The sequence below is a fragment of the Edaphobacter aggregans DSM 19364 genome (genome assembly GCF_000745965.1).
Taxonomy (GTDB): domain Bacteria; phylum Acidobacteriota; class Terriglobia; order Terriglobales; family Acidobacteriaceae; genus Edaphobacter; species Edaphobacter aggregans.
This window is the reverse complement of the sequence record NZ_JQKI01000090.1, coordinates 1-21,303: the sequence shown is the minus strand read 5'-3', so window position 1 is coordinate 21,303 and position 21,303 is coordinate 1. Positions and strand designations below refer to the sequence as shown.

Annotated in this window: 16 protein-coding genes; 7 read left to right on the top strand and 9 right to left on the bottom strand. The window is 53.9% G+C overall.

Annotated features, from left to right (window positions below; all coding sequences use genetic code 11):
- A partial coding sequence (locus tag Q363_RS23240; RefSeq protein ID WP_245632409.1) for a hypothetical protein occupies positions 1-346 on the top strand: 346 nt, incomplete at its 5' end.
- Between the two features lie 355 nt (positions 347-701).
- Here Q363_RS23240 and Q363_RS23235 read toward each other — a convergent pair.
- The 5 genes from Q363_RS23235 to Q363_RS23215 all read right to left on the bottom strand — a co-directional run bounded on the left by Q363_RS23235 (position 702) and on the right by Q363_RS23215 (position 10,187).
- Positions 702-3,458 carry an MGH1-like glycoside hydrolase domain-containing protein gene (locus Q363_RS23235; RefSeq protein WP_051979192.1) on the bottom strand — a complete coding sequence of 919 codons (2,757 nt, stop codon included), beginning with the start codon at positions 3,456-3,458 and terminating at the stop codon, positions 702-704.
- A 604-nt stretch (positions 3,459-4,062) separates the two neighbouring features.
- Entirely contained in the window at positions 4,063-6,213 is a 2,151-nt protein-coding gene (locus Q363_RS23230; RefSeq protein ID WP_035355417.1) for a multicopper oxidase family protein, read from the bottom strand.
- A gap of 532 nt (positions 6,214-6,745) precedes the next feature.
- On the bottom strand, positions 6,746-7,330 hold the full coding sequence (locus Q363_RS23225) for a DUF308 domain-containing protein (RefSeq protein ID WP_035355414.1): 585 nt from the start codon (positions 7,328-7,330) through the stop codon (positions 6,746-6,748).
- Positions 7,331-7,421: 91 nt separating this feature from the next.
- Positions 7,422-9,302: a heavy metal translocating P-type ATPase gene (locus Q363_RS23220; protein ID WP_051979191.1), complete on the bottom strand. Its 1,881-nt coding sequence runs from the start codon at positions 9,300-9,302 to the stop codon at positions 7,422-7,424.
- A 27-nt stretch (positions 9,303-9,329) separates the two neighbouring features.
- The gene (locus tag Q363_RS23215; RefSeq protein ID WP_035355411.1) at positions 9,330-10,187 is read right to left on the bottom strand and encodes a universal stress protein; all 858 of its coding nucleotides are present in this window, start codon (positions 10,185-10,187) and stop codon (positions 9,330-9,332) included.
- Between the two features lie 130 nt (positions 10,188-10,317).
- On the opposite strand from Q363_RS23215, the gene Q363_RS23210 reads away from it, so the two are divergent.
- Positions 10,318-13,176: a cation-translocating P-type ATPase gene (locus Q363_RS23210; RefSeq protein WP_051979190.1), complete on the top strand. Its 2,859-nt coding sequence runs from the start codon at positions 10,318-10,320 to the stop codon at positions 13,174-13,176.
- Between the two features lie 232 nt (positions 13,177-13,408).
- Here Q363_RS23210 and Q363_RS23205 read toward each other — a convergent pair whose 3' ends face one another.
- A complete protein-coding gene (locus Q363_RS23205; protein ID WP_035355409.1) occupies positions 13,409-14,332 on the bottom strand; it encodes a universal stress protein in 924 nt (307 codons plus the stop codon).
- A gap of 86 nt (positions 14,333-14,418) precedes the next feature.
- Positions 14,419-14,835: a universal stress protein gene (locus tag Q363_RS23200; protein WP_035355407.1), complete on the bottom strand. Its 417-nt coding sequence runs from the start codon at positions 14,833-14,835 to the stop codon at positions 14,419-14,421.
- Between the two features lie 120 nt (positions 14,836-14,955).
- Between Q363_RS23200 and Q363_RS23195 the strand changes: the two genes are divergently transcribed.
- The 3 genes from Q363_RS23195 to Q363_RS46675 are packed head-to-tail and all read left to right on the top strand — an operon-like array spanning position 14,956 to position 16,189.
- The gene (locus tag Q363_RS23195) at positions 14,956-15,543 is read left to right on the top strand and encodes a hypothetical protein (protein ID WP_035355405.1); all 588 of its coding nucleotides are present in this window, start codon (positions 14,956-14,958) and stop codon (positions 15,541-15,543) included.
- Positions 15,544-15,566: 23 nt separating this feature from the next.
- Complete coding sequence (locus Q363_RS44565; RefSeq protein WP_035355403.1) at positions 15,567-16,136, top strand: hypothetical protein; 570 nt, start codon at positions 15,567-15,569, stop codon at positions 16,134-16,136.
- Positions 16,133-16,189 (top strand): hypothetical protein, encoded by a 57-nt coding sequence (locus Q363_RS46675; protein WP_425387762.1) that lies wholly within the window; start codon positions 16,133-16,135, stop codon positions 16,187-16,189. Before Q363_RS44565 ends, Q363_RS46675 begins: the two co-directional genes overlap by 4 nt.
- A gap of 125 nt (positions 16,190-16,314) precedes the next feature.
- Here the strand turns inward: Q363_RS46675 and Q363_RS23185 are convergent, their stop codons facing one another.
- Both Q363_RS23185 and Q363_RS23180 read right to left on the bottom strand, forming a co-directional pair.
- Positions 16,315-17,520: a DUF3466 family protein gene (locus Q363_RS23185; RefSeq protein ID WP_084080669.1), complete on the bottom strand. Its 1,206-nt coding sequence runs from the start codon at positions 17,518-17,520 to the stop codon at positions 16,315-16,317.
- A 182-nt stretch (positions 17,521-17,702) separates the two neighbouring features.
- Positions 17,703-18,812: a zinc-binding dehydrogenase gene (locus Q363_RS23180; RefSeq protein ID WP_211256313.1), complete on the bottom strand. Its 1,110-nt coding sequence runs from the start codon at positions 18,810-18,812 to the stop codon at positions 17,703-17,705.
- Positions 18,813-19,367: 555 nt separating this feature from the next.
- On the opposite strand from Q363_RS23180, the gene Q363_RS23170 reads away from it, so the two are divergent.
- Together Q363_RS23170 and Q363_RS46670 are read left to right on the top strand one after the other, a co-directional pair.
- The gene (locus tag Q363_RS23170; RefSeq protein ID WP_051979189.1) at positions 19,368-21,074 is read left to right on the top strand and encodes an HAD-IC family P-type ATPase; all 1,707 of its coding nucleotides are present in this window, start codon (positions 19,368-19,370) and stop codon (positions 21,072-21,074) included.
- A gap of 110 nt (positions 21,075-21,184) precedes the next feature.
- Positions 21,185-21,303 (top strand): transposase (locus Q363_RS46670; protein ID WP_425387761.1); only part of this gene is annotated, 119 nt, incomplete at its 3' end.

The window sequence follows — 21,303 nt, the reverse complement described above, 5'->3', positions numbered from 1 at the left end:
GGCATCAGCCGGGATACGCTATATCGGTATGTTCCGGTCAAAAAGCGCCGGGCTGGGAAGCGTGGAAGATGAATTGTATGCAGGGAATCGGAGGAAAGAAACGATGAGCGAATCGGAGATGCAAGCGGAGCTGGAGCGTCTGCGGGCTGAGAATGCGCAGCTTAAGAGCAAAGACAAGGGCGGCCTCACTTTGAAGGTGAGCGAGAAAGGCGGGGTCTCTCTGTACGGCATGGGACGTTTTCCGGTCACGCTCTACAAAGAACAATGGCTCCGCATCCTGGCGAGTGCGCCGGAGATTGAGGCGTTCATCCGCGAAAACGACTCCAGGCTGAAGACGAAGGAGTAGGGCTTTGAAGAAAGGGGTCCAGACCGCAATTTGCTGTCCCTGCGGGAACGAGAAGATAGGATTACGGGCCGAAATGAGCTTCCTATAACTAGCGAAGACGGTATGCTGAGGCAATTTTCTCGTTGACGGAAGCCATATACTCCGAATGCGCCGCCGAAGCAGACGCGCTCGGGTTTATGGCGAAGCTGCTTGTTCAGACCACTCTCCCTCGCCGGGCTCGGCCCCGAAAGCAATATACCCGTAGCGATGGAGAACATTACCACCGCAACGAAGAAATTGAGCAACGGCAGCGGTCGAATCAGCACGCCGTCCTCCACGCAAGAAGTCCAGTTCCTTGAATATCAAAAGTACCCAGTCATCGCGCGTTTGAAGGGCTCGTGCTACTACCCATTTTGATCGCACGCCGCTCGAGATTCCGCTCGCCGAGCAGATCGGCGCTAAATGCTCCGTTCGCCTGAATGATCCGCGCGATGCAGCCTGTCCACCCGGTTTGGTGGCTGGCACCGATACCGGCGCCGTTGTCCCCGTGGAAGTACTCGTAGAAAAGGATATTGTCTCGCCACTGTGGATCTGTTTGGAATTTCTCTGTAGCGCCAAACACCGGCCTGCGTCCCGAACGATCCCGAACAAATGTTCCGATGAGGCGCTCCGCCAGTTCCTGCCCGACCTCGAACAACGTCAGGTGTTTCCCTGAGCCTGTCGGGCACTCCACCTTAAAGGAATCGCCGTAATAGGCGCCAAGCCGCAAAAGCGAAAGGTAGAGCAGGAAGTTTACCGGCATCCAGACCGGCCCTCTCCAGTTGGAATTTCCGCCGAACATTCCACTGTCCGAGTCACCCGGCAGATAGGCGACGCGATACTCCTGGCCGCCAAGACCGAAAACGAAGGGATGGTCCAAATGGTAGCGCGACAGCGCGCGAATGCCATGTGGACCGAAGAACTCGTTCTCATCGAGCATTCTCGCCAGAATGCGGCGCAGTTTCTCTTCGTTCACAGTGGCCAGCAGACGTCTGCCCGCCACACCCGGCGTCGCCGGCATGTGAAGGTTTGCTGCGAGTTCGGGGTGGTTCTCCAAAAACTCGAGGATACGTTTCTGGGCTGTTGGCATCTTTTCAAGCGTGCCATCCTCAAAGATCGCGACCGCTGCAAGCGGCAAAAGGCCGACCATGGATCGCACCTTCAAACGGAAAGCCTGACCATTGGGCAGGCGCAGCACGTCGTAGAAGAAACCATCCTCCTCGTCCCACATCTTGTCGTGATGCTCGCCCACTCGGTCCATCGCCCCGGCAATCCACATGGTATGTTCGAAGAACTTGACGACGAATTCCTCGAAGGCCGGGTAATGCACCGCGAGTTCCACCGAGATACGCAGCATCTGCTGGCTGAAGAACACCATCCATGCGGTCCCATCAGCCTGTTCCAAGTACCCACCAGTAGGCAGCGGCGAGCTGCGGTCGAACACGCCTATATTGTCCAGGCCGAGGAAGCCGCCCTCGAACACATTGTTTCCCGAACGGTCTTTGCGGTTGAGCCACCAGGTGAAGTTGACCAGAAGTTTGGAGAATGCATAAACGAGGAACTCTAAATCTCCTTTACCGTTATTTCGCTCCTTGTCAGTCAGATAAATCTGTATGGTGGCATACGCATGTACCGGCGGATTAACGTCGCCAAAGTTCCACTCGTAGGCCGGCATTTGCCCATTAGGGTGCAGATAATCGTTACGCAGTATCAGGTCGAGTTGCGACTTTGCAAAATCCGAATCCACCTGCTGGAATGCCAGCATGTGAAACGCCAGGTCCCACGATGCGTACCACGGATATTCCCACTTATCCGGCATCGAAATGATGTCGTCATTGTCCATGTGAAACCACTCGCTGTTGCGTACCTTCTTCCGTACCTCGGCTGGTGACCATGGGCCGACATTGTGTTCCTTCAGCCACTTGTCAACGTCGTAGTAGAAATATTGCTTGCTCCAGAGCAAACCGGCGAGCGCCTGACGCATCACCATGGCGCGATCCGGATCGGCCATGACAGCGGGCGGCGTGACGCTTTCGTAGAATTCGTCCGCCTCCTTTATGCGCTCAGCAAATAACTCTTCAAAATCCTTGAAAGGATTTTCCGGTTCGTTCTGGATAGGCCGTGTCAGACGCAGGCGTACAGCCCGCGTTTCGCCCCCACCGATGTTCAGAATGTAATGCGGGCACGCTTTGGTTCCTTGCTTAGCCGGATTCACCGCCTGTTTATTGCCGCTCACGACGAAGTCGTTGATGCCGTCCTTGACGTAAGCAGACGCGTTCTGTTCGCCGAAAAGTTTCGTCTTGTTGGTCTCGTTTTCGGTGAACAGCAAAGGCACCTCTCCCTCGCAGTAGAGCTTGTAGTCGGGGAACGTTTCATGAGAAACCGGCTCAGTATGGTGAGCCGAGATTACGGTCGCGCTCTCCATATGCTGGGCTGCAAGTATAGGTTTGACACCGCCTCCCATCCACGACCACGTGTTGCGAAACCAGAGTGTCGGCAACAAATGAAGCGTGGCAGCTTCAGCTCCCCGGTTGGCCACGCTGATCCTTATGCACACGTCATCCGGCCCCGCCTTGGCGTATTCAACAAAAACATCGAAGTAACGGTCCTCGTTGAAGACGTTCGTGTCTAGCAACTCATATTCCAGCGCATGCCGATCACGCCGGCGATTCGTCTCGATGAGATCTATATATGGGTACGCCGCCTGCGGGTATTTATAGAGGTACTTCATGTAGGAGTGAGTAGGCGTGCTATCCAGATAGAAGTAATACTCCTTCACGTCCTCGCCATGATTGCCTTCGTTGTTCGTCAACCCGAAGAGTCGTTCCTTAAGGATCGGGTCGCTGCCATTCCAAAGGGCGAGCGCGAAACAAAGAACCTGATGATCGTCGGAAATGCCCGCCAGACCGTCCTCGCCCCAGCGATATGCCCGTGACCGCGCCTGATCGTGAGTGAAGTAATTCCAGGCGTTCCCGTCCTCGCTGTAGTCCTCACGCACGGTTCCCCATTGCCGCTCACTCAGATAGGGCCCCCATTTTTTCCACGGGGCTTCTTTCTTGCGGGCCTCGTCCAATCTGCGCTGTTCCTTGGTCATCGATCCCTCCATCGGGCATTCAGCAAAACAAGACGGCTTATCGCATAGGCAAAGCAGGAGTCATTATTCTCCGATCCTACCGAGGCCGCAACAACAGGCGACGAATGGCCGATGTCGTGACAAGCGATTTTCCTTCGTCCAAAGATGATGGGTCGCCATGACAAGTAGGTCCGGTAATTCAGGTTTCTCCAATCATGGGGCGTGATCGGCTTGCAGGCACCGCAGAGTAACCTCACGGAAAACTCGGGGTCGTGCCTTCAATAAGGCAGCCTCGGCAGCCCCAGGTCCGGGTTACCTTGTCGTAATACTTGTAGCGGGCGATTCCGATTCAAAGCCGGCTGCCTGCGACAAACGACAGGGCCGCGATTATGTCGATAAGAACAACCAGTCTGAACCTGTGCATGCCCGCCGCCACCAGCGCCGGAACGCGCGCTGACGACTATCTCCGGGATCTCTGCCAAAGGAAAAAGGCCCCACGCGACACCACGGGCCTGCATGGGACAAACCTCGGCGTCCGGCCTCTCGCACCGCTCGCGTGCGGGAGACCGGTTCTGCGCCAAGGAACTGGTTTGTCAAGAGCGGCCCGCCCCTGGCTGGGGATTTGCTAAATCACAACCAGAGGCCGCATCATGTCGTGCTCTTCATGCTCCAGAATGTGGCAATGCCAGACGTACTCGTTACCGCCTGTCCTCGGACTTGACGGTACCGTAAATGGCACAGTTGGCAGGTCGAACTTCATGATCACCCGCGTTACTGTGCCGGGATACATTGGGACAGTCTCCTTCCAGCCTGTTTCATTTGGTTGAGGAGGTGTGGCCGGGCCAGTAACGTTGACCCCGCCTGAGGTTGACCCCAGGCTGCTGACCTTGAACGGCTCCCGGTTGATTACTTGCACATTCACCAGATGGAAGTGCATGGGATGTACATCGGCAGTAGTGTTGAAGACCTCCCAAACCTCGGTCGCTCCTACCAAGGGAGTTTCAGTCGCCGGGTCAGTGTAGGCTCTGCCGAAGCCAGCACTGGGCGAACCCGGAAAAGCTGTCGTACCGAGAAGCTGGATCAAACGGCCAAACGGATCGAAAGCTTCGTTTAATGTAAGGGATCGTACAGCAACGCCCGGAGGCGGTGTGGATACGCCGAACGGAATCAGCGGCGTATCGAGGCCCCCGCTGAGGTCGGTTGTAGTGTTGATGGTGAGCGGTACATCGGCAGGTGCCGTTACCGTCGTTCCCACATCGAACCGCATGAGAATGCGGGAATTGGGCCCGAAGCCCGCAGGCGTGAGGGCGTTCACTGGATTGCCGCCGGTATTTTTCTTGGCATTCCAGCCGGGGAAGTAGTCATTGACGGGAGCACCTCCGGGGAACGGTGCTGGCGCGTCATTGTAGAGAATGATGCTCTTGCCCGGATGGGCGTTGAAATCGACGAGGATGTCTGGCCGCTCTGCCGGAGCCATGAGGAGCGAGCCGGTCAGCGTGACAGGGTTAAAGGGGACATTGGTAGGAATCCTTGCCGGTCTCGGCAGGAATCCCCCTTCTGTACCGATCTGGAGAACAGTTGCGCTGCCTCCCGGATTGTTGGGGTCGCAGAGAGCCGGAGCATTGGTCGGGAAACCTGTAGCCGGATCTAAGGTGATGCCGTTCGCGCTGCCATCAGCTACGTACAGTTGGAGGTTCAGGAAGCGGGCGTTGCAGGCATCCAGCAGCCGCAAACGGTACCGTCTCGGTTCCACACTCGTTCGTGGGAAAGCTGTGCCATTGACCAGCATGGTGTCGCCGAAGAATTCGGCAACCACCGACGGGTCGGGAGGCGTGAGATTTCCCCCCACAGTGTTCCCTTGCGCTTTCCAACGGTTTCTCTCGTAGACGTGGGCGTACCAGAGGCTGCCGGGCGTGGTTACTCCCTCGTAAGTAGGATCTACAGCGGCGAGGTTTGAGCCGACGAAGATCTTATCCTGAATCGCGAGCGGCAACTCCTGAATTGTCGTACCGGCAAGGACCGAGTTTTCAATGAACTCTGGAAGGCCCTGGTTCTTGAGATTGATTTCAAAACCGTCTCTAAGGAGCAGTGCGGACGCGATACCCGCATAGGCATTGAGACGTGTGATGCCGACGGCATGATCGTGATACCAGAGGAACCGTGCGCTCTGGTTCAGCGGGTAGTAGTATTCTGCTTCGCCCGCGGCTGCACCAGGATTCAGCACTTGATTGTTCAGGAAACTAGTTCCGACATTTCCATTAGGATCAAACCAGTCAAACGGGCCGCCGTCGGTGATCCAGGGCACCAGACCGCCATGAAGATGCACTGCGGTACGGTTGAATCCTAGATTCGCGTCGGGTATTGTCTGGTCGTTCGGCAGGATGTGCTTAGGAACGTTCAGGTTGTTTCGGAAGGTGATCTGGATGGGTACTCCCTTGGTTCCTACGAGGATGCCACCGAGGTGTTTCTGCGGCTGACTGCCGCCCCCAAGTGGGTTCGCAGGGTTGTAACCCCACAGCGTCGTAGGGCCGAGCGTCGGGCATACTCCGGCATCCTGAAATTGATTGATGTTGATGGTGTAGTGGGTAACGCCGGTGACGGGCGCCGCAAAGGCATCCGGTGCAGCGACGGGGATACCGCCCGGGCCAACGCCGCGGAGAGCAGTCCCGAAGAGAGGAATCGTGGTTGGACTCTGGTAGAAAGCCAGTGCCCATCTTGGGGCAGCCATTAAGGCGGCCGTCCCAGCCCCAATCTGAATGAAGGTTCTGCGATTCATACCTAACCTCACTTTTGGGGTGCGGAAAACTCAGGCAGAAGATTGCTGAATAGAGAAAGGGTGCTTCTGACCCCAGGAGAAGAAGCCCTAAGCCTTGCTCCTCTTCGAGCAGGGAAAGGTTGATTCGAACAATCAAAGATTCCTAGATTCTCTCCAGCCAATGAACCGGGGAGATCTGAGCTGAGCTAGATTAGGGGAGGGCCGATTTAGCCGGAAATATACGCCCTATTAACGACCCAGGCAATACGCCTGTAAAAAGGATGAGCAAGAAACATACCAGGAACAACCGACGGCGCAACCACAGTGGGTTGCTCACGCAATTCCGACAAGCATCCCTCTTACGCGCATGATGGATGCGCTCGAAGTGACCCGGGAAGGCTTCCGTCGTGCCCTCTTTCATCTCATAACGTGCTCCATCTTCCAACACCGCCCAAGGTGGGGTTCGCATAGCGCTCACCATCTTTCGGCCGAAGACTCTTCGGAATCCTCAACTTTCGGCTTGGATCTTTTGTCTGCTCTATTCAATGAACGATTAGCTTCGCCTGGTGTGTAGCGATAGGTTCGGTCGTCTATAGAAAAGGAAAGCAAGGATTTGAAAAGCCGTGAGCACCGCCGCACAACCCAGAAGCGTAGCTACATGGTTGACCGAGAACCTCGGGCCACTCATGAGAACTGCCCCCAACAGGAGTTCACATAGTCCACCTACCAGGAGCAGGGTTCTTTGTTTGGGATGATGTTGCATGTGTTGCGCAATGCGCAGTTCGGCAATTCCAAAGAGAAATGCATGAGGCGACACTACAACGGCCACCGTTTGTAAGGAAGCTGTCTCGGACATTGCGAGGTACAGGCCAGAGACGACCGATACCAAACCAAGTATCAGGTAGCTCCATAGCTCCCGGTTGTGCCGCAGGCCAAACTGAAAGGCTACAATCCCTTCCGCAGTACCCATGTAAACAAACGCTGTTCCCACTGTAATCATCACCACCAGAGAAACGGTCGCTTCAAAGTGTTCGTTGGCAACGTTCGTGCCCAGGTAAAACAAGACGGCTACAAAAGCTATCAACAGTGTTGCGAGCATTGCTAGAAGCAGACGGTGTAGCCTGAGTTCCGATCGCATAACGTCTATCTCCAATGCAAACCGTAGTAGTAATCGTGCGATTGTGCTGTGATGTAGGTCACAGCTCTTGACCAGCAATCAGACTCGGTGACTAGAAGTCTCGCAACTCTTTTGTTGGGATCGATGTACGAACAGCATTGAGCACGGCGAGCAAATCGATGATCTCCTGCCCGATGGCCCCTGCAAGTGGAGGCAAGAGGCCGAACGCCGCAGCCATCATTCCAACGGAGCTCAATACCATTCCCCCAATCGCACTTTGAAGAGCGATGCGGCGCATTCTATTTCCGATATGGAGAAATTCGTCTACTTTGCCTAAGGTTGGTTCGAGAATCACGGCCCCGGCTGCCTCTGCCGTAATGTCGCTATTTTGTCCGAAAGCAACTCCGACTGTTGCCGCCATCATCGCCGGAGCATCATTGATGCCGTCTCCCAAAAAGAGTGTGGGGGCTTTTTCTGTTTCATTGCGTACGATCTTTAGCTTGTCTTCTGGTGTCAGATTTGCACGAACATCGGTGATGCCGACGATATGTGCAAGGTGTTGAACCTCGCTATCACGATCTCCGGACAAAATCATAAGGTGATTGATATGGTGCTTGGGTTTGAGATGGCGAATGAAAGGTTGGCCCTCTTTTCGAGGACGATCGTGAAACTTGAACAACCCCACCAACTGCCCATCTGAGAGAACTACGCATTCCATTCCTGAGGTACTTGCGGGAAGGAGTTTAGCTATTTCAGGAGCGAGTTTGCGCCTCCCTGCGACGAGGACCTTTCTTCCCGCAACATGGCCGCTCAACCCTTCCCCAGGCTTCTCGCTGATGTCCTCGACTGTCTGGAGATCGATCTTTTGCTCCTCTGCTGCATGCAGGATGGCGCTAGCCAGCGGGTGTTTTGAATATTGCTCAAGACTCGCGGCCAGGCGGAGTACATCAGTGGAAGTCGCTCCGGAGAAACAAAGGGTGTCCGTAACGATGGGCTCTCCATGAGTCAATGTTCCCGTCTTATCAAAGAACATGGCCTGAATACCCCCGATCTGTTCGAGAACGACAGGTCTCTTGATAACGATGCCCCGCTTTGCCGAAAGTGAAATAGCTCCGATGATGGATATTGGAATCGCCAAGAGCAGGGGGCAAGGTGTAGCAATAACGATGACAGCCAGGAAACGGTCGGGGTCACCGCTTAGTAGCCATCCCATCAAGGCGATGACGATCGCGACGGGAGTGTAAACAGCACCCAGACGATCGGCCAGACGGCGGATTCGTGGAGGGTGCTGTTCAGCCGTTTCTATCACCCGCATGATGCGCTCATAACGTGAATCGATTGCCAACTTGTCTGCAAGAATGGTGAGGGCAAAGTCTTCATTGAGCGCACCTGAGATTACCTGCGATCCCGATATCTTGCGTATTCGGAATGGTTCGCCTGTCAGGAACGATTCGTCCATTGTTCCTGTACCAGATTCAACTGTTCCGTCCACCGGGCAGATTTCATGGGGAAGGACGATGAGGCGATCGCCTGTTCGGATGTCGGCAACCGCAATATCATGCGTTGTACCGTCTACGATGCGGTGCGCAATGTTCGGCATCCGATGAGCGAGTGCATCCAAAACTGAAGATGCACGTTTCGTCGCAAACGTCTCGAGAGTCTGACCGCCGGAGAGCATCAACACGATGATCGTTGCCACCAGGAGTTCGCCCATGATGGTGGCCGTCACAATAGAAAGCCCTGCCAGAAAGTCGGAGCCAAACTGTCTCTTGAGAACCTGCCGGAATAAGTCGTACAGCAACGGCAACCCACCTGCAATGATTGCAGCCCATAAGGGAAGTGTTGCAAGGCCGCTCTTGATTTGTAATACATAGTGAAACAGCAAGTAGAGGACAATTGCTGTCAGTGATAAGGCTACTGAGATGCTGTTCCATATTCGTCTCGCACTGCCAGACGGCGATTCCTTGAGGCGGACCGTAGTTGTACCGTTCATGTCGGATGTCGCCCTAGTTGGAAGATGTCAAGAAGAGACGGAAAGTACCGGACACGGCGCTGCAGCAATAATTTGAAACGCAGTCTTAGGCGAAACATGCGCAGCATAGGCCGAGGCGCGACGCACTCCAAGGATCAACAGGTCGGCAGGGAAATGGTCGGCTTCATTCACCACCACCTGGCTGATGACTTCCCCTTGTGAGATGACGTACTCTTCGGAGCCCACACAAAGATGATCCAGGCCTTCCGACAAGGTCTTTCGAATAGGATCGAAACGTTGTTCCTCCGCAATTGATTGCGGGTCAGTATTGTTGGAAACATGAAGAATTCGGATGGATGCAGCGGATGGTCGTTGGAATTCGATTACTAACGGAACAGCAGCCAGGGAAGCCTCGCTGAAATCAGTTGCATAGAGGATCTTATGAAAATATGGGTTGATGCATGTTGGAACAGAGACGTGCGGGCCTACCGTCATGACCGGACAGGATGCCTGGCGCAGTACCTCCTCAGCCGTGGAGCCCAGGACAAACCGCTCCATGCCGCCAACGGCATGGGTTCCGATCACGAGGAGAGGATTTGCGCAGGACTGTGCGAAATTGAGGATTTCTTGTGCCGGTACTCCGCCTTCGATCATCCTCACTTCTGACTCAATGCCCGCCTCACATAACGAACGTTTATCTTCTGCAAGTTTTTCCTGGACCTCACGGCGAATCGTTTTGATCATCCAGTCCACGGGGACCTTATACCGGTGCTGGGCAAGGTACTGGAAGACGTGGAGGACCGTAACCTTGGCTTGGAAGATCCGAGCCACTCGATTCGCGATCAATAGCGCAGAGATCGACGCGGGAGAAAAATCAGTGGCCACGACAATCTGGTCGAGAGTCATCGATTTGGAAGGCGAAGGCTCCATGTGTCAGAACATACAGATTTACTGACTCTGGTTCTGTGATTTGCATCACAGAACCAGTCGTTGGCGCTGATTACACTCTGGATGCCCTCTATTCTTCAAGGGAATTGTGAAATTAAACCCATCTCCAATCCGAGAATCAAAAGGCATCCAGGAGCTAGCTCACGCACAGACTGCTGAGGAGGTTACGACAGCGCTGGGAACTCGTGCTCAAGCGGGTCTCACATCTGAAGAAGTGCAAGAGCGGCGGCAACGGTTCGGCTTCAATGAATTGCGGACGAGGCCCAGAGTACCCGTCTGGCGACGCCTTCTCATGCAAATTCATGATCCTCAGATTTATTTGCTGCTTGGCGCTACCTCTGTAGCTGCTATTGTCGCCCGGCTTGAGAGCGGGCCGGGGATTCCCTACGAGTCGCTTATCATCCTTGCCATTGTGATTCTGAACGCCGTTTTGGGATTTATCCAAGAGGATCGAGCAACGCGTGCGTTGGACACCTTGAGAAAGATGGTGCCGGTTGAAACGACAGTCATTCGGGATGGGCAACAACAGCGTCTCCCGGCCCGGGATCTAGTCCCGGGGGACCTGTTGGTCCTGCGAGAAGGCGATTCGATTCCCGCGGATGCTCGACTTGTGCGGGTACAGTCCCTGATCACCACTGAGTCATCTCTTACCGGTGAAAGCCTTCCGGTGATGAAACACCCCGATCCAGTAGAGCATTCTGCGGCAACTGGTGACCGTTTGAACATGGTCTTTGCAGGAACGATGGCTATCTCAGGAAATGGGCAGGCTGTGGTCACGGCCATCGGAGTGCAGACTGAGTTCGGGAGAGTTGCAGCGCTACTCGATACAGAGAAGGATCAGGTCGCCCCTCTACAGCTACAGCTAAAACGCTTAAGTAAACAGATGGGGGTAGGAGTTGTTTTGATAGCTGCCTGCGTCGTCATCGCGTTGCTGGCGATACACGGGCTCAAAGACGCTAACGTGATTATGAATGTTCTGCTCTTTGGTATCGCTTTGGCAGTAGCAGCCACGCCGGAAGGTTTAGCAGCAGTCATTACGCTTGTTCTGGCAATAGGTGTACAACGAATGACCCGCCGAGGCGCGATCGTCAAAAAGCTCCCCGCCGTGGAGACCTTGGGATCGACGACCGTGATTGCTTCCGACAAGACCGGAACCATGACTGGTAACGAGATGACGGTGGCCGTCATTATTACCGCCTCTGGTCGCACGGACGTCTCAGGAATTGGCTATGCGCCCGAGGGAAATCTTACGACCGCTCAAGATGAGGATCTCTCCGATGATCAATGGGCGGAAGTCCACCCACTGCTTATTGGCGCTACACTCGCAAATAATTCACGGTTAGACAAGGTCGAGGATCAGTGGAAGATTCAAGGAGATCCAACGGAAGTCGCACTGCTCACAGCCGCAAGAAAGGCAAAGATCATACCTTCCACGATTCAAAGCCTCTATCCACGCCTCAGGGAAGTGGTCTTTTCATCGGAACGCAAGATGATGAGTACCGTTCACGAAGACAAGCAAGATCCAGGCACGTTAGTTATTTTTACAAAAGGCGCTCCTGACATCCTCCTTGAAAATTGCACGCAAGAATTGGTCCCTGGCTTCGTTCGTCCTTTGTCCTCACAACGCCGTCAAGACATTCACCGTGACAACGAAAAGTTGACGGTCAATGCGCTCCGCACACTTGGTGTTGCCACTCGTTCGCTTATATCTTCTGAACCATTCGATCCAGCGGTTCGCGACGGCCTCGGAATAGAACATAACCTAACGTTCCTTGGGTTGGTTGGCATGATAGATCCGCCGCGTCCGGAAGCTCGTGTGGCAGTCGAACAGGCAAGGCATGCCGGCATCCGCACAATCCTGATCACGGGAGATCATCCAAGCACAGCTGTGGCTATCGCGCGATCACTGAACATCGTGTCCGACGATCAGGTTCTGGCTGGCATACAGATCGAGCAAATGACCGATGCGCATTTGATTCAAGCGGTGCGCACTACCGACGTGTATGCGCGCGTCAATCCCGAACACAAGCTTCGTATCGTACGCGCGCTCCAGCAAAATAACGACATCGTGGCCATGACAGGCGACGGCGTGAATGATGCCCCTGCCTTGAAGGCCGCGCACATAGGTATTGCCATGGGAGTCTCCGGAACAGATGTGTCAAAAGATGCGGCCGATCTTATCTTGACCGACGATAACTACGCGACAATCGTTGCTGCAGTTGAGGAAGGGCGCATTGTCTTCGACAATATACGAAAATTTCTCCGATACTTACTGGCTACAAATCTGGGCGAAGTTCTGACGATCTTCTTGAGCGCTGTGATTCTTTCTCTGCGAAGTGGCGGCACTACGCACGCCCTTGTACTACCGTTATCTGCGGCACAAATTCTTTGGATAAACCTCGTTACTGATAGTGCGCCAGCCCTAGCTCTCGGGGTGGACTCCGCGGCTCCTGACATTATGCACCGTCCTCCGAGACCTTCTGACGAAAGCATCATCAATCGGCAGATGGTGTTCGATCTGTTGGCTGTAGCGTCGACGATGGCGGTCGGTACATTATCAGTGTTTTTTCTCTCCTCGAGTGATGTCATTTCGTACAGGCGCTCCATGGCTTTCACAACACTGATTCTTTTTCAGTTGTTCAATTCCGTTAGTGCGCGTTCGGACTCTGAGAGTGCTTTTCGCAATCTATTTTGTAACCACTGGCTTTGGGGCGCAATCCTGCTTTCGATAGGACTGCAGGTGATTATCTTGAGTGTTCCGTTGCTCCAGCGTGCATTTGGTGTCGTGCAACTTAGTCGTAGTGATTGGATGCTTTGCATCGCTGTTGCTAGCAGCGTCCTGGTGGTGAGTGAAACGATAAAGTACATCCGACGAGGCAACGTTTCAACGCATCAACTGTTGCATGATCAGCCCAAGAACCAAGCCTCTTCAAAGGCTATCTCCTAGGACAGGATCTTAGCGCGATCCCTGCGCGACAATACGTGGACAGTGCTGAGCTGAGTATTCTTGGAGTGCAGAGAGCGTCTCAACTGGCCCCGCACTTGCCGAACATCACCGCTCATATCATTGCTGAAGCGAGCTGCCCGCTTGTAACTATCAGTTCATAAAGGTTTAGGCAACGCGATATACACATGACCGTATGTCGGTAGGTGTCGGCGTACCCGATGCCACGGTCGCGTTATAGCGTCGTAGATACAAGCTGCTGAACAGATCGCGAATGAGAAGGCGATGAGAAGGCGACAGTCATAACTGGGCATGGGGCTGCTGATATTACTTGGTAAGCGATGTGGGCCGGAGCATGCGAAGCTATCATTGAGGCTTGGCGGACTCCCAGAACGATCAACCTCGCTTTCTCCTTTCGTGCATAGTCAACAATCCCATTCGAAATCTCGTCATCATACGTGGTCACACAAATTGGTCGCGTGATATCCGCCCCGCTCTCCGAAACGACGCGTTGCAGAGTTTCGTTCATGACCTCTGGAATGATACTGTGTTGTCCTCCGCGTCCGACGATCCGAGGAACCACATGAAGGCAATGCACTGACGATTTCGTCAACCGGCCTAAGGACGCAGCACTGTGAATTGCGTGGATCGTGGAACGATCAAAATCGGTTGCGAAGACGATCGGACCTTCGACTGTGACCTCGGCATTGAAAACTCGAGGGCCAACTGTAACCACGGGGCACGGCGATTTGCGGAGGACTTCTTCCGCGGTAGAGCCAAATACAAAGCGTTCAAAACCCTTCAGTGAATTTGTTCCCAGAATTGCGAGATCGATCTTCGCTGATCTGATCTTGTCCAGAATCCTCGGAGAGGCGATGCCACGTTCGATGCTGATCTCACATACCACTCCGACCTGCTGCGCTCTCGTCAGAAGATCGTTGAGGGATTGCCTGGCTTTCTCATAGATGTCTTCTATTGCGATAAGTTGCCCTCCTGTTTCCGGGGGAACTACGCTGCCATACTCGAAGGCATGCAGAACCAAGAGACTTGCCCCAAGCTCGTTACAGAGATTCAAAGCAACCTGGAAAGCGGTACCAGATGATGCTGAGAAGTCGGTGGCGACCAGAAGCTTTTTGAAGGAAGGTATTGGTGTTTGCATTTGGGTTTGTCTCCTTTCTGAGACGCGCAACTGTGGCTCTTCAGAATTCATGCAGCTTGAGGGTCTGCTGAAAACGCGCCCGGAGATCAGGGGTTACACCGCGCTCGACGTGCGTCAGCCAAAACGAGGCCTTTCGTGCGCCAAGGACGATAAGGTCCTTCCGGCATTGTTGTGCGGGTCTTAATCCCGGAGGCTGAGAGATCGTCCCGCAACCGGTCGAGGATTTCATTGGCGATTCGTCGCCTTTCGTTTACGGGCAGACCGATGATTGCTTCTTCGTACGATGTGACGATGGAAGGATCGAAGACATGTGCGATCTCGACAGTGGAGGAGAAGCGTAGAGCCAAAGCTCTTGCATAGGAAACAGCCTTCTCCGACGATGGTGAGAAATCGGTTGCGAGCAGAATCTTCTTGATGGCGACAACGACAGGTTCTTCGATGAGCGGCATACGGCACCTCAAATCATCAACGTGAGCGCTTTCCTGCTCGATGCCAGCAAACATATCTGGCTTTAACTCCATTTAACGTGATGAGGTCCGCGTGTGCCTGTGACGGCGGTCACAGGCATAACGACACGGCGGAGCGAACATAAATGCTGAAGGACTTAGCAGGAGGATAGACCGATGAGAGCCTATTCAGAGTATTGGGCAACGACAATGATGCGTGGACTGCTTGCGATTGTGGCTGGAACCGGGGTTCTGTTCATGCCGGAGATGGCGTCGACGATTCTCTTGCGTCCTTTCGCCATCGCTATTTCGATTGCTTGCCTAGCAGGGTATGGCGTGATTGATAGTGCGCTGGTCTTTATGACAAGCTTCATGATTCCCGGCAAGCGGCCCGGGCGGTTGGCTCTGAGGATACAGGGGATATGCGGAGCTTTAATCGGAGTTCTACTGTTCGCGCTTGTGTCCGATTATGTCAGACTTCATTGGTTTCTCTATCTCGCTGCGGCCCAAGCGGCCGGAGTAGCAATTACTGAATTCGTCGTTGCAAGGGGTACATCGGAACACCATGGTGTAAACTGGTGTTACGTTTCGGCCGGCGTCGCAGCCATCTCCGCAGTCGCCCTTCTATTTGGTGGATCCCTCAGTCCGCGTGAGCTTGCATGGTTGATCTATGGCTATCTTGGCATATTTGGCCTCAATCTCTTCGGGCTCTCTGCTCGAATGCTATTTGCAGAACGAAACGTTCCGCATGTTGCTCACGCCTGAGGCAAAGAGAACGGTGAAGGAACATGTCGACTCAAGCCAACATTTCCACCCGTCGACTCGACCGATCTCGATTCTACGATGATCTGCCGCTGACCACGTTTGATGGTTTGGCCACCAATACAGAGGTGAACGGTCTTACGGTCGACGGCATACTCTTCAATTACATGGTTGAGGGGATTCCCACCAACGGCCAACTGAATATCGACGGTGGTCCTGGAGTCACAAACCACGTTTCGGCACCACTCATTGTCTCTCCCCGTTTTTTGGGCGGCGTCCAGCCGGGAACACTCCTGCTGACGCTGCCCTCGTTTGCGGACGCGCTGGGCTATGGCTTTGCGGAGCTGACCTCGCTTCCGCTGTCTGACGCAACGACGATCACGGTGTTCAGCGGGAATACGGCGGTGGGCTCACTGGTTTATAGCGGCTCTCCCGATCCTAGTCTTACGGGAGGCTTCGCGGCGATTTGCGAGCACTGTCCCTTTCAACCGTGTCGCGCTCAACTTCCCGATAGAGGCAGACTCGTTTGCGGTCGACCATATCGTCTACAAGACCCTCAGGAGTCATTCCCGAACCGGGTACGCTTCTTCTGGTGACGAGCGGAATCGGGGGCTTGTTGGCAAGTCGCCGTCTGTTCCGAACCCTCTAGGTCACACGGATCGCACGAGAATTGCAGCCGCCATGAAGGTTCGCGGGACTAAGGACAAGAGGGGCCGAGAAGACGACAAAGGCCCTCCACCTGGCCAGAATCCGCGGAAGGAAGTTCGCTCTCGATCAGGGTTTCCTAAATCCGTTGTTGGGAAACTCAATATGCTTGTTCCCATTCTGTTCATCGCATTCTTTCCCGCGGTGCGAGTCGCGATTGCAGATTGGGGTGAGCAGAATTTGACGAGACACTCCATTGCGCTCGCCTGTTCCAATAATCTCTCCGCGGTCGTTGATACCTTGTGCCTGATCTATTCTCCATCCTGAATCCAACGGAATGAGATCGTTCAGATCCTGCATGATGGTGTCACGATATATAAAGGCACGAAATTCATACGGATATTTGTACGTGTGGCCTACTACGTGTCCATAGCGGTTAATCCCGCTCCCAATGCTCCAATCCGTGCCTGGCAAGGTACCGAGATCGTGCATGCCATCTTTGTCATAGAGAAATGCACGACTGCTTCCTGCGCTATCATCCGAGGTTCCCGTCACCTCGCCGAATTGGTTGATCGCGTATCCTGCGCTGGCCCTTCCTCCTGGCAATGTTCCAAGATCTCGCATCGTACCGTTGCTGTAGATGAAGGCATGCCCCCATCCACTGGCGGTCTCCGCAAAGCCGGTTATCTGCACGTTCTCTTCAGAGTCACTGTGTTCTCCATCTTTCTTGTTATCGTCTCCAATTTCTCCGTCATTGATGTCAAATCCCTCGCTGTAGGATCCGCCAGGCAGAAGACCCAGGTCCCGCATCTGTCCGTTGCTATACAGAAAAGCATGGGACCTACCTCCCTCGGGCGTGGAAACGGCTGCCTCGCCTGTCACTTGTCCAGCACGATTCACTGCTAGTCCATGGCTGTCCGATCCTCCAGGTAGTAAACCGAGGTCCTGCATGTAGCCATCTTTCCAAAGAAAGGCATGGTTGGGTCCGCAAAGAGTGGTGTGGCAGGTCTCAAGATTTGCATCACCCGTTACGTAGACATGTCTTTGTTGAAAAATATTTCCTTTACCATGTGCTTTACCACCGCTGATTCCATATCCGGCGCTGTGATTTCCTCCTGGTAACGTGCCGAGGTCCCGCATATAGCCGTCGCTGTAAAGGAAGGCGTGCTCTTGAGAGCCATTAGTGGACCAGCCCGTTACTTGGCCGGATTCATTGATGTCCCTTGCGGTGCTTCCGATTCCCCCGAGCGTGCCGAGGTCGGTGACTGTGTACTGTTGCGCAGTTGCTACTTGAGCTGTGAGCAGGATGATAAACATAAGGGATATACGATGCATGGGTTTGCTCCTCGATGGCAATCGCTGCGCGGAGATTCGCAACACAAGGACTGTGGACGGGATTGGAACAGCAGAACCAGAAGCTAAAATCTGGCGAAGGGCCCGATTAGCGTGTTCCTCTTCATAAACTCATTGGCCCCGTGAAGGCAGGCAGATAATATGCTCTGGTATTCGCTGAGTTGTCAACAGACTCGAATTGCCACTTTCAGGACGCCATCCTCTTGTTTGCTGAAGAGTGTGTATGCTTCGACAATCTTGTCGAACGTAAATCGATGAGTGAGCAGGGGCGTCAGGTCGATTCGGTGGTGGAGAACAAGTTCCATTAACCGTCGCATACGTTCCATGCCTCCAGGACAAAGGGTAGTCACGATCTTGTGATCGCCCAGGCCGGCAGCGAATGGCTCCGCGGGAATTGCCAGCTTGCCTGAGTAAACCCCAAGGCTCGACAGCGTGCCTCCAGGACGCAATACTCGTAGCGCGTTCTCGAACGTCTCCTGACGTCCGAGTGCTTCAATGGCCACGTCTACGCCGCGCCGCTCTGTCAGCCGAAGAATCTCCTCAATCGGATCTTGTTTGCTGATATTGATCGCGTAATGTGCTCCCATCCTCAAGGCTTGCTCGAGCCGTACCGGATTTGAATCGACCGCAAATATCTGGCCTGCTCCGCGCAGCTTTGCTCCCGCCGTAGCGCACAATCCGATCGGTCCTTCAGCAAAGATCGCAACGGAATCCCCGAGTTTTACCTGTGCACTTTCTGAAGCGGAAAATCCCGTGGAAGCAATATCAGCAAGCAAGATTACCTGTTCGTCAGAAAGCTCGTCGGGAATCTTCGCCAAGTTGGCTTGAGCATAGGGGATGAGAGCATATTGCGCCTGGACTCCATTGATCGTATTGCCGAGTTTCCAGCCTCCCATAGTCCCCCCGCACTGGGACAGGTTCCCGCCCAAGCAGTAGTTGCATTGTCCGCAGGGGGTAATTGCACCAACCAGGACACGCTCTCCAACTTCATATCCGCTCACTCCAGAACCAAGCTCATGAATTCTGCCGACGGCTTCGTGCCCCAGAGTGAGGCCACGCTTAACCGGATACTCGCCCTTGACGATATGAACATCGGTACCGCAGATGGTGGTGAGTGTGATCTCGATGACGGCCTCGCTGGGACCCGCCTTTGGAATAGAGCGATCTTCGAGACTGATTCTCTGATCTCCATTGAAGACCAGAGCCTTCATCGTTCCCGGTTTGACCTGCATGGATTGGCCCGCTTCAGTTAAAACATCGGTCTGTATTCTCATGGTGAACACCTCAACAGAGACAGTAGCTTTATCTGCCTGTGATGGATGTGATCCGGATCACACCAATGATTGTCTTCGACCGCCAGATTCAGCAAGGGTGATACCCGTCACAGCGAATCTCTTGAGTGCTGCCTACGCTGGTAGAGACTTTTCAATTGATTTCGTTCGCTCTCGCGACAAATCAGAATGTGGTGGATAGGTGTATGGAGACTCAAATAACGGTTCAAGCTTCTGATGACAGAAGACACTTGATTAGGTTGAAGAAGATCGTCATCGGTCATGATTTCTCAGATGCAGCTGATTTGGCATTTGCTGACTCGAAGACCCTAGCTGGGCGATTTAATGCGCAGATCATAATTGCGCACGCTATGGGTTCGGATGGAGACAAGACCTCATCCCGTCTCAGGTCTCGATTGCGTTCGTAAGCGCAGTCTTTCTTATTGTCCTGGATCGATCTCCATAGCATTTCGCCCTCGGTGCAGAATTACGGATAGAAGGTCTGCTTGGTAGTTCCGTGACGAATATTTCTCGGACTCGACAGACGGCCGAGGAACGATGAAAACAATTGGTACCAATGTCGCGATGGAGGCTCCAGCCAAGGACGGTGAGTTGGGCAAGCCTCATGCTTCAACGAGCGCGAAGGGCCATAGCATCCGCGTAGCGCCCGATGTCCTCAATGCTGCTCTAAAAGACGGAGAGGAATTGTTCCGATCTCTGCAGACAACCTCCGCGGGCCTGACGCAGGCTGAGGCTGAAGAACGAGCGCGAACAATGGGGCCAAATGAGGTGGCGCAAGAACGCCAGCAAGGCTGGTTTGTCCGCCTTCTGAAGATTAGCCGAAATCCGCTGGTGATTCTGTTGGCGATCCTATCGACAGTGTCCTTTGTCACGGGCGACGCTCGCGCAGGAGCTGTGATGGCCATCATGGTGATGCTCAGCGTCGGACTTCGCTTCTTTCAAGAGGCTCGCGCCGATGCGGCGGCGGCAAAGCTCAAAGCCATGATTCACGTGACGACAACCGTTGTTCGTAACGGTGAGGCAAGAGAAATGCCCCTCCGGGATCTGGTACCAGGGGACATCGTCAAATTATCCGCAGGCGACATGATCCCGGGAGATGTACGGGTGATTGCTTCCAAAGATCTCTTCGTCAGTCAGGGCAGCCTTACCGGAGAATCTCTTCCTGTCGAGAAGTTCCATGATCCCGAATCTGCGGTCAACGGTCCACCAATCGAACTCAGAAATACGTGCTTTATGGGCACAAGCGTTCAAAGCGGAACTGCAACCGCAGTCGTAGTAACGACAGGAATTCACACCTATCTTGGCAGCATGGCAGGTGCGATCACAGAGTGCGGCACTCCGACTAGCTTTGACCTGGGTCTCCACAGCTTCACATGGCTAATGATCAAACTTATGGCAGTCATGGCTCCTCTGGTATTCCTCATCAACGGATTAACAAAACACGAATGGAAAGGTGCGTTTTTCTTTGCGCTAGCCATAGCTGTTGGCCTTACGCCTGAGATGCTGCCCATGATTGTCTCTGTATGTCTTTCCAAAGGCGCACTCGCCATGAGCCGCAAGAAAGTAATCGTTAAGAGACTGAACGCAATACAGAACATTGGCGGAATGGACGTGTTGTGCACCGATAAGACCGGCACGCTTACTGAAGATCGTGTCGTTCTTCAACGCCACTGCAACCTTGCGGGACGAGAGACCGACGACGTGCTATTGGATGGTTATCTTATTAGCTACTTTCAGACGGGACTCAAAAATCTCCTGGATCGTGCCATTCTCGATAGTTCCGACTTCCATGCGCAGGCTCTGGTTGCGAAACACAGGAAGCTCGATGAAATTCCATTCGACTTCACCCGACGCATGATGTCTGTCCTGGTGGAGAATCCCGAAGGGAAGGCGATCCTGCTCACCAAAGGAGCTCCAGAGGAAATCTTCCATCATTGTTCTCACTTTGAACTGGACGGCACAATTTCACCGATGGACCCCGACCTGATCGTCGGGTTGAAGGATGAGTATGCCCGCCTTAGTAACGATGGTTTCCGAGTTTTAGCGGTGGCAAAGAAGGAACTGATTGGGAAACAGATTTGCTCAAAGGATGACGAGTGTGCCTTCACCCTTAGAGGCTACGTTGCATTTTTGGATCCCCCAAAGAACACCGGCCAGAAGCGCAATCGAGGCGCTCAGCAAAGATGGAGTGGCCGTGAAGATTCTCACCGGAGACAGTCATCTCATCAGTCGCAAAGTTTGTGAGGACGTGGGTCTCTCGGCCGATCCTATGCTTCTAGAGGCTGTTAATGACTTTAATTCCCATCTGTAGGAAAGGGGTGATTGTGTTGTTGTCAACGCGCAGCATAGTTTGAATGGGGAATAAGGGTCAGGTTGGTTATCCGAGCGATGTGAGTGATGAGGAGTGGGCGTTTGTGGCGCCCTATCTGGCGTTGTGTCGGGAGGACGCTGCGCAGCGGTCGCACAGTTTGCG